The following is a 2,476-nucleotide window of genomic DNA, read 5'->3' as shown; positions in this document are numbered from 1 at the left end:
CCTCCTAAGAAGGCTCGACGAGAAGGGAAAAATAGCCAATCTTTTATTTGCGGATAGACTCTTAATCAATATCGGGAAAATTGCGGGAAGTCTACTGATCCTGGGTGGAGTGGGAATCATCATCAATGGCTTTGTGAACTAGGATGATGATAGTGATGGAAGGTATGAGGGTGTTTGGTGATACACTCTGGATGGAAATTAGCAAAACAGATTAGTCAGCCTGGCTGTTGGTATCAGTACTGTTGAATAGTGCTGGAGAAGGTCACCACGTCTGCACCAGCAGTGCCTGCGATCCTTACCCTACCACGGGAGGCTATTCCTTTCGGTGTTGGTCGGGTGCATCCACAAATTGCTTAATCCTCGCCTGACGGAAGCAATCTGCTGTTGAATCTTGTCTTCCTCACGCAGTTGAAAGATGTGCTCTGCAAGTGAATAGGGGAGAGGGGAAAGCATTATATGCTGCATGTAAGGACACCAAGCACTCTGGACCACGAAAGTCCTTTCATCCATACCATCAAGCTGCAGAGTTGCTTGCTGTGCTCTTCTGTTTGTAGGCGGTACCAGCCACCTTCGTACAGATTATGCTTTTTGTGCTTTAAAACGATATGGCCTGCTGACATTCTACGATGGAAATCCTGAAACCTCGGGATAAGATCTGGGTCCGTGAATGTTGCAAGATATTGGTTATCTCTCCCCTCCGATAGTGGGAAATTCTCCCAAGTTAGTCGGTGACTCTCAATAAAAGCCTTAGCTATAATTTCGAAAATCATTGGTGCTTGATGATCAGCATGGGTTTCTCAATAAGAAATCCATTCACACGTAACTGGGCACTGGATCCTACCCTCTTCATTTTTTAACTCATTAAACAATCTTCGTTTTGCTGTTTTGATTTCTTCTAGAACGTAACCACACATAGCTCCCATAACCTGCGTCTTCATTGATGGTGGCTCACCCTTGATACAAGTGTAAAAGCTGAAATCTGTTTTGCTGCTATCTGCACGTTGAATCAAGAAACATCACCATGATCATCTGGAGGAGCTTCTTTGAATAAAAATTCAATACCAACATCAATTTTCTCATCACACTCAGGATGCCTTTCAAGCAATCTTCACAAAAGTTCTGCGTCTTCCCCTTCAATGCGTTGCCCCTTACGATAGCTGTGAAGCATAGATCTAAAAAATTCGATCGCTGAATTCCGTGTGTCAAAATATTTTATTCCAAGATCAACTGGCTTACTTCTTGGCATCTATTGTCCTCCCTCAATTAAATGATATAGGGTCTGTGACTTGTTCAAAACATCTTGTGATTCTTGGCGATATCTAACGCCTTGGCTTGCTCGATGCCCAGATAAGCGCTGGTAGCCGCAACGCTGGCATGACCCAGCAACTGCCGAACTGCTTCCACGTTCTTGGTGGCGTCATAGATTGCACTGGCTTTCGTTTTCCGTAAGCTATGGGTGCTGTAGTCATCGGTAGCTAGCCCCAGTAACTCCATCCAGCCCTTGACCAACCGCTGATACTGCATCTGGCTGATCGGCTGCTCTTTCAGCGCCTTGCCTGCATAGTTCTTCGTACGACCACTGAATAAATATTCCCCGCTACCCTTGCTGCTGACTTCAATCCAGGTCTGCAACGCAGCACAGGTTGTCTCACTCAGGTTAAACGTCACCGTCTTTTTGGTCTTCTGCTGGGTGATGCCGCACTCTTCTCGCACAATGCCCTTGGAGTCTGTCACGTCTTCCACGGTCAGGTGTCGTAAGTCTGAGCTGCGCAACATCGAATCAATCCCCACATGAAACAGGGCTCGGTCACGGGGTTTGTCGATCAGTAGTTTGGAGATGGCCCTAGTCTGTTTGGCGCTCAATGGTTTCTTCTGCATGGATGTCCTCCGGTCCCAGTTGCTGGATATTGAAACTGCAATTTAATGTTTTAATTATTAATTATCAATATAAAATCAAACTTTCATGAAAAAGGCTATCCCCAATGGTATTTACCTTCTTTTGGCTAAGTTACTTATTTTGTTTGTAATTTACTGATAGCCTCGCACCAATGTTCAGTATTGTAAAAATTGAACATTGAGACTACGGTAATTGTATGCAGAAACAAGAGTGTTTAGATTCAGGTTGGGCTTGGACCAAAAAATATAATATTGGTGCTGGTGTAAAGGTAGGGGACACCATCTATACGTCTGGACTGGTAGCCCTAGACAGTGATGGCAATGTGATTGGTGGGGACGTTTACACTCAATCCAGCCAGGTTTTCAAAAATATTGAGAGTTTACTCACTGTTGCTGGGGCAACGATGGCTGATGTAATCAAGATCAACACATTCCTGACTGATATGTCTCAATACGGCGAGTTTAGTAGAGCGCGCAATGAAGCTTTCCCAACCGGTGTACCCGCTAGTGCTTCTTACTCCACTCCTGCACTAGTCCTTCCTTCTTTGTTGGTTGAGGTTGAAGCCATTGCGATTATCGG

Annotated in this window: 3 protein-coding genes; 1 reads left to right on the top strand and 2 read right to left on the bottom strand. The window is 45.0% G+C overall.

Annotated features, from left to right (window positions below):
- Window positions 1–300: 300 nt before the first annotated feature.
- Complete coding sequence (locus tag P8O70_19090) at window positions 301–453, bottom strand: hypothetical protein (GenBank protein MDG2198946.1); 153 nt, start codon at window positions 451–453, stop codon at window positions 301–303.
- 837 nt (window positions 454–1,290) lie between these two features.
- Window positions 1,291–1,878: a tyrosine-type recombinase/integrase gene (locus P8O70_19085; protein ID MDG2198945.1), complete on the bottom strand. Its 588-nt coding sequence runs from the start codon at window positions 1,876–1,878 to the stop codon at window positions 1,291–1,293.
- A 215-nt stretch (window positions 1,879–2,093) separates the two neighbouring features.
- Here P8O70_19085 and P8O70_19080 point away from each other — a divergent pair.
- Window positions 2,094–2,476 (top strand): RidA family protein (locus P8O70_19080; protein MDG2198944.1); only part of this gene is annotated, 383 nt, incomplete at its 3' end.

It is taken from the genome of SAR324 cluster bacterium, from assembly GCA_029245725.1.
Taxonomy (GTDB): domain Bacteria; phylum SAR324; class SAR324; order SAR324; family NAC60-12; genus JCVI-SCAAA005.
Note: the sequence above shows the minus strand (reverse complement) of the source record. Positions and strands in the feature narration are given on the sequence as shown.

What these genes read in the sequence shown, in the direction of transcription:
- P8O70_19090 (MDG2198946.1), bottom strand. Translation starts at nt 453, where the DNA reads ATGCTTTCCCCTCTCCCCTATTCACTTGCAGAGCACATCTTTCAACTG.
- P8O70_19085 (MDG2198945.1), bottom strand. Translation starts at nt 1,878, where the DNA reads ATGCAGAAGAAACCATTGAGCGCCAAACAGACTAGGGCCATCTCCAAA.